This window comes from Tsukamurella soli (genome assembly GCF_039541155.1).
GTDB lineage: Bacteria > Actinomycetota > Actinomycetes > Mycobacteriales > Mycobacteriaceae > Tsukamurella > Tsukamurella soli.
In genome coordinates, this window is record NZ_BAABFR010000162.1 from 1 (window position 1) to 7,378 (window position 7,378).

Sequence of the window (7,378 nt, forward strand, 5' to 3'; positions counted from 1 at the left end):
GCGTGCGCCGCGCTCCGCGCCGACCCCGGCGTCGTGGGCCTGCCGTCGCGGCTGTCGGTGTTCGGCCCCACCCGGTTGCCGGCCGACCAGATCGCCGTGCTGTCGGCGCTCGGCGGACACCGGGACGTGCACCTGTGGTTGCCGCATCCCAGCCCGACGATGTGGGATGCGGTCGCCGCCGCGGATCGAGGCCCGGCGCCGATGCCCCGGCGCGCGGCACCTCCGGGGGTCGGCCGCAACCCGCTGCTGGCGAGCCTCGCCCGGGAGGCCCGCGAGACGGAGACCCGCCTGGTGCCCATCGCCGACCGCGATGTGTTGCACCCGGTACCCGGCGGGCCCGGCACCCTGCTCGGTCGTCTCCAGGCCACCGTCGCCGCCGACCTGCCGCTGGCCGCGGACCCCGCGGCGGTGGCGGACGGCACGATCGAGTTCCACAGCTGCCACGGCCCCGCCCGGATGGTCGAGGCGCTGCGCGACCGGCTGGTGCGCGCGTTCGAGGACGACCCCACGCTGGCGCCGCGGGACGTTCTGATCAGCTGCCCGGACATCGAGACGTTCGCGCCGCTCGTCCGCTCGGCGTTCGGAACCGAGGCGGGCCCTGCCGGTACGGGGGCCGAGTCGGGCGGCGAGACCGGTGGGTCACACCCGGCCACCGCCCTGCGCGTCCGGCTCGCCGACCGGTCCCTGCGGTTCATCAACCCCGTCCTCGACGTCGTGGCAACCGTCCTCGACCTCGCCGATGCGCGCGTGACCGTCACCGACGTCCTCGACCTCGCCGCGGCCGAGCCCGTGCGCACGCGGTTCTCCTTCGGCAGCGCCGACCTCGAGCGCCTCCGCGAGTGGGCCGGCGCGTCCGGGGCCCGCTGGGGTCTCGACGCCGCCAGCCGTGAGCGGTTCCGCCTCGGCGGGTTCAAGCAGAACACCCTGTCGGTGGCGCTCGACCGGATCCTGCTCGGGGTGGCCGCCGACGAGACCGAGTCGGAGTGGCTGGGTCTGGCGCTGCCGCTCGACGACGTCGACTCCGGTGACGTCGACCTCGCGGGCCGCCTCGCCGATTTCCTCGCCGCGCTCACCGGCGCCGCCCACGCGTGCGACGGGGAGCGCAGCGCTGCAGCATGGGGGCGGCTGCTGGTGGGCGTGGTGGACGACCTCACCGCTGTGCCCGCGGCCGACGCGTGGCAGTCGACTCAGGCTCGCCGCGAGCTGTCCGCCGCGCTCGAGCACGGCGGCGACCGTGTGCTGTCCCTCAGCGATGTGCGCGCGATGCTCACCGCGCGGCTCGCGGCCAAGCCGACCCGCGCCAACTTCCGCACGGGTGAGCTGACGGTGTGCACGCTGGTGCCGATGCGTTCGGTGCCGCACCGCGTCGTGGTCCTGCTCGGGCTCGATGACGAGGTGTTCCCGCGCGGCACCCGATTCGGTGGCGACGACGTCCTGGGCCGCGAGCCGCTCGTGGGTGAGCGCGATCCCCGCGCCGAGGACCGGCAGCTGCTGCTGGACGCGGTCATGTCTGCCACCGATCGGCTGCTGGTGTACTTCACCGGTGCCGACCCGGTGACGGGCACCGCCCGCCCGCCCGCCGTCCCGGCATCGGAGCTGCGCGACGCGACCGCGCTGCTGCTCGGTGTCCCGCCCGGCGAACGCGTGGCGGGGCTCGACATCCGTCACCCGCTGCAGCCGTTCGACCCCGTGGACTTCGCGGCGGGCTCGGCGACCGGCTACGACGCCGCCGCCTACGCAGGCGCGGTGGCATCGCTCGAGACCGCACAGCCACCCGATCCCTTTCTGCCCCGACCGCTCGGCGGCAGCCGCGAGGACATCGACCTCGACGCGCTCGCTCGGTTCTGCGAGGACCCCGTCGCCGCGTTCCTGCGGCAGCGGCTCGGGATCCGCCTGCCGAAGCTCGATGAGGAGCTGTCCGGCGCCATCACAGTGGCGCCCGACGGTCTGCAGCGTTGGGACGTCGGCGAACGCATGCTCACCGCGGCGCTCACGGGCATCCCGTACGAGACGTTCGTCGCCACCGAGGTCCGGCGCGGCACGCTGCCGCCCTTCGCGCTGGGCGATGCGGTGCTGTCCGAGGTCGCGGCCGACGTGGCGATGCTCGCGGCCGCATTCGCCGACCTCACTGCGACACCGCCGCAGACCGTCGACGTGGCGATCGATCTGGGCGACGGGAGGCGCCTCGCGGGCTCGGTCGCCGGGGTGCGCGGCGACGTCTTGACCAGCGCGTCGTTCTCCAGGCTCAAGCCCGGGCGGCGGATCGCCGGCTGGGTCCGGCTGCTCGCGCTGGCCGCGTCCGACCCGGGCCGCGGCTACCGCGCCGAGCTGGTCGGCAAGGGGAGGTTCCGGGGCGCCGCGGTGTCGTCGTTGCGCGCGCCCGACGACCCGGTCGCGGTGCTCGCCGAACTGGCGGACCTGCGGGACCGGGGGCTGCGGGAGCCGTTGCCGCTGTTCCCCACGGCATCGGCCGAATACGTCTCCCGGCTGCACCGCGGGGATCCGCCGCACCTGGCACTCGATGCCGCCGCCGTGGCCTTCCGCGATCGGTTCGGCGACCACACCGACCCCGCGATCGGCTACGCGCTCGGCGCCGACGCGTGGGTCGAGGGCTCGCGGCCCCCGGCGCCGGACGAGGCGGCCTGGGCGGGGGACACAGCCGGCGCCACGGGGCCCGGCGGCCCGGCTACCACGCGCTTCGCGGCAATGGCGCTGCGCATGTGGGGCCCGCTGATCCGACACGAGAGGCTCCGATGATGGGACAGACACGCGTGGCCGCACCGCGGGAGTCGGTGCTGGGTGCGACGCCGTTCGAGCTGACCGGTCCGCTGCCCGCCGGGCCCACGACCACGGTGCTCGAGGCCAGCGCGGGCACGGGCAAGACGTTCGCGATCGTCGGGCTGATGGTGCGGTACATCGCCGAGGGCACGGCGCGGTTGTCCGACCTGCTGCTGGTCACGTTCTCGCGGGCCGCGTCGCGGGAGTTGCGGGAGCGCGCCCGGGCGCGCCTCGTGTCGGCCGAGCGCGCGCTGCGCGACCCCCGGGCCGCGCGGGAGGGTGACGACCTGCTCACCCGCTTCCTCGCATCGGCGCCCGATGCGGTCGTGGCGGAGCGGCACGCGCGGCTCGCTGCGGCTTGCGCCGACTTCGACTCGGCCACCGTCACCACGACGCACGCGTTCTGCCAGCAGATGCTGGAGGCGCTCGGTCTGTCCGGCGACCTCGAACCCGGAGCGGTGTTCGTCGAGGACATCGGCGACCTGGTCACCGAGGCCGCCGAGGATCTGTACCTGCGTGGCTACGCAGGACGGCCCACGCCACCCTTCTCCATCGCGGACGCGCGCACCTACGCGCGGCTCACGGTCGCGAACCCCCGCGCACTGCTGTCCCCGGCCGCCGACCCCCCGGAGAGCCCGTCGGGCGAGCGCGTCGCGTACGCCGCGGCCGTTCGCGCCGAGGTCGACCGCCGTAAGCGGCGGGCGCGGCTGCGTGACTTCGACGACCTTCAGGGGCTTCTGGGCGACGCGCTCGCAGATCCGGTCCACGGCGAACGCGCCCGACAGCGGCTGCGGCGCCTGTTCTCGGTCGTCCTGGTCGACGAGTTCCAGGACACCGACCCGGTGCAGTGGGAGATCTTCCGGTCGGCGTTCCACGGGCACGCGACCCTCGTGCTGGTGGGCGACCCGAAGCAGTCCATATACGCGTTCCGAGGGGCGGAGGTGCTCAGCTACCTGGCCGCCGCGGCCGACGCCGACCGGCATCAGGCGCTGGCCACCAACTGGCGCACAGACGCGGGGCTGGTGAAGGCACTGCACCGGCTGTACGGCGATGCGGCGCTCGGCGACGACCAGATCGTCGTCCACGATGTCGCCGCCAGCCACGGTGAGAGCCGCATGCCCGGATCACCCCCGCTGCGGATCCGCTACCTCGGCCGCAACGGACTCGGACCCACGTCCCGATCCGGGTACCCGTACCTGCCGCCGATCCGGGCCGCCATCGCACGTGACGTCGCGGCCGACATCGTCACCGTCCTCAACCGCGGTACGCCGCTGGTGGTCGACGGTGTCGCCCGTCCGCTCGAGCCGGGCGACGTCGCGGTCCTCGCGCGCAGCAACCTGCAGGTCGCGGACCTGAAGGCGCAGCTCGAGGCGGTGGGCGTCCCGGCAGTCGTCGCGGGCGGCACCAGCGTGTTCGCCACCCCCGCGGCGCAGGACTGGCTGTGGCTGCTCCAGGCGCTCGAATCGCCCAACCGCGGCGACCGCGCGCGGCTCGCCGCTCTGACGCCGCTGCTCGGCTACACGGCCACCCAGATCGCCGAGCAGGGCGACGCGCTGGTGTCCGAGATCAGCGGTCGCCTGCGCGCCCTGGCCAGGGTGTTCGAGACCGCGGGGTTCGCGGCGATGTTCGCGTCGCTGGCCCGCGAGTCCGAATTGGAGGGCCGGCTGCTCGCCCGCACCGGCGGCGAGCGCGCGATCACCGACCTGCGTCACATCGCGGAGCTGTTGCAGCGGGCCACGGTGTCCGACGGGCTCGGCCTCACGGCGCTCACCCGCTGGCTCACCGACCACATCGCGGATCCCGCGGTGTCCACGGGCTCCGACCGCAGCCGCCGCCTCGAGACCGACGCGGCCGCGGTGCAGGTGATGACGGTGCACGGCAGCAAGGGCCTGGAGTTCCCGGTCGTGTACCTGCCGTACGCGTGGGACGCCGCCCGCTCGCCGCACCCCGCCACCTTGACGCTGCACGACGCCGCGCGCTGCCGCATCCTCGACGTCGGGACAGAGGACAGTCCCGGGTACGCCGACCGCAAGAGCAGGGCGCTCGCGGAGGAGTCGGGCGAGGAACTGCGGCTGCTGTACGTGGGGGCGACGCGCGCCCAGTGCCAGGTGGTGTTGTGGTGGGCGCCCAGCACCGCGACCGGCGGGTCTGCGTTGAACCGGTTGCTGTTCGGCCGCGAGGGCGGCGGCCGGGTTCCGGCCGAGCGTGCCACGGTCCCCCCGGACGACGCCGTGCCCGACGCACTCGCCCGATGGGCTGCGCCGGTCGCGGCATCGGTCTCGATCGAACCCGCCGACCACACGCCCGGCGAGACCTGGATACCGCCGGACGCCGACCGGTTCGAGCTCGAGCTGCCCGTCGCGCGGCGCCGCGTCGACCACGCCTGGCGCCGCACCTCCTACACGGCCCTGGTCTCCGGGGCCGCGCACGGGCCCGGCGCCACGGCCAGCGAGCCCGACCTCGAGGGACGCGTGGGCCAACCCGACGAGCCCGACGGTGATCCGCTCGCCGAGCCCGCCGCGGCGCGGGACGCCCCGCCGTCGCTCATGAACGGACTGTCCGGCGGCGCCGCATTCGGCACGCTCGTGCACGAGATCCTCGAGCACGTCGACACAGCAGCCGCTGATCTCGACGCCGAGGTCCTGGCGAACTGCCGTGCCGCGGCCGCATTCGGTGGTTCGTCGGACGATCCCGAGCATCTCGCCAGAGCGCTCGGCGCGGTGTTGCGAACCCCCCTCGGCACCGGCGAGCTGGCGCACCTCACCCTCGCCGAGATCGGGCCCCGCGACCATCTCGCGGAACTGGACTTCGAGCTGCCGCTCGGTCCGGCGGACACCGGGGTAGCCGCCGACGGTGCCGCCACCCTCGGCGTCGTCGCCGACCTGCTCGCGGCGTACCTGCCACCGTCGGACCCGCTCGCCGGCTACGCGGCCCGGCTACGCACCGTTCCCGCGGCCGCCCTGCGCGGATTCCTCACGGGCAGCATCGATTCCGTGTTGCGCGTGCGCACCGGCGCCGATGAACGGTATGTCGTGGTGGATTACAAGACCAACCGGCTCGCCCGCGGCGACCTGACCACCGCCGACTACACCGCCGAGAAGATGGCCACAGAGATGCTCGACTCCCACTACGTACTCCAGGCGTTGCTGTACTCCGTTGCGCTGCACCGGTTCCTGCGCTGGCGGCGACCCGGTTACCGACCGAAGCAACACCTGGGCCCGGTGCAGTACCACTTCGTGCGCGGGATGATCGGCCCCGAGACGCCGCCCGGGTGCGGCGTGTTCGAGTGGCACCCGCCCGCCGCGTTGATCACCGCGGTGTCCGACGCGCTCGCCGGAGTCCGACGGTGACGGCGGCGCCCGCCCGGCTGCTCGAGCCGTTCGCCGACGCCGGCGTGCTGGCCCCCGCCGACGTGCACGTCGCGCGCACGCTCGGCCGGCTCGGCGGTGAGCCCGACGAGCGGGTCCTGCTCGCGGCGGCGCTCGCGACCCGCGCGGTGCGCCTCGGGTCGGTGTGCATCGAGCTGCCCGACATGCGCGCGGTCGCCGTCGACGGTGACGACGCGGTGGACGTCGACGCCCTGCCGTGGCCGTCCGACGCGGAGGTACTGGCCGCGCTGCGCCGGTCGCCGCTCGTGATCGGCTCCACCGCCGGCCCGCTACGGCCCCTGCACCTCGTGGACGACAGGCTGCTGTACCTGGACCGTTACTTCCGGCAGGAGGCGACGGTCCGCGAGATCCTCGACCGCCGGGCAGGGCCGGCACCTGCGGTGGACGCCACCGCGCTGGCGATCGGTCTCGCGCGGTTCTTCCCCGACACCGGTCCCGACCGGCAGCGGATCGCCGCCGCCGTCGCGGTCACCTCGATGACCTCGGTGATCGCCGGGGGCCCGGGCACCGGCAAGACGCACACCGTGGCCCGGATCCTGGCGCTGCTGTTCGCGCAGCACGGCCCGCGCCTGCGGGTCGGGCTGGCGGCGCCCACCGGCCGTGCCGCCGCGCAGCTGCAGGACGCGGTCGCCGCGCAGTCTGAGGTGCTGGGGCTGCCGCACGCGATCCCCGCGCAGACGATCCACCGGATGCTCGGCTTCCGACCCGGAAACAGGAGCAGGTTCCGCCACGACGCCACCGACCACCTGCCGTACGACGTCGTGATCGTCGACGAGACGTCCATGGTGTCGCTGACCATCATGTGCCGGCTGCTCGAGGCGCTGCGGCCCGACGCGCGCTTGATCCTGGTGGGCGACCCGAACCAGCTGGCGTCCGTCGACGCCGGCGCAGTGCTCGCCGATCTGGTGTCGCGCACGGTGATGCACCGACCCAATCCGGTGCTCGACGGTGTTCTCGCCGCCGAGCCTGATCCGGGGCCCCGCCTCGGCGACACGTCGCCGCCCACCGAACGCCCGCTCGACGATGCCGAGCTCACGGCGGCCCGCGGCGGTGTCGTCGAGCTGCTGCGCGGGCGCAGATTCTCCGGCGTGCTCGGCGAGCTCGCGGACGCGGTGCGGGCGGGGGACGCCGACACCGTCATCGCCCTCGCGCGCGACGGCGGCGCGATCGAGTGGTGCGGCTCCGACGAGCTCGACGGCGTGCGCCGCGAC

General features: G+C 74.6%; 3 protein-coding genes. All 3 read left to right on the top strand.

The window, feature by feature from the left end; genetic code table 11:
* On the top strand, positions 1 to 2,757 hold a 2,757-nt coding region (gene recC, locus ABD908_RS25905; protein WP_345001531.1), incomplete at its 5' end, for an exodeoxyribonuclease V subunit gamma.
* Positions 2,757 to 6,128 (top strand): UvrD-helicase domain-containing protein, encoded by a 3,372-nt coding sequence (locus tag ABD908_RS25910; RefSeq protein ID WP_345001533.1) that lies wholly within the window; start codon positions 2,757 to 2,759, stop codon positions 6,126 to 6,128. The genes recC and ABD908_RS25910, both read left to right, overlap by 1 nt.
* Positions 6,125 to 7,378, top strand: a 1,254-nt coding sequence (locus ABD908_RS25915) for an AAA family ATPase (RefSeq protein WP_345001535.1), incomplete at its 3' end; no start/stop codon positions are given. The genes ABD908_RS25910 and ABD908_RS25915, both read left to right, overlap by 4 nt.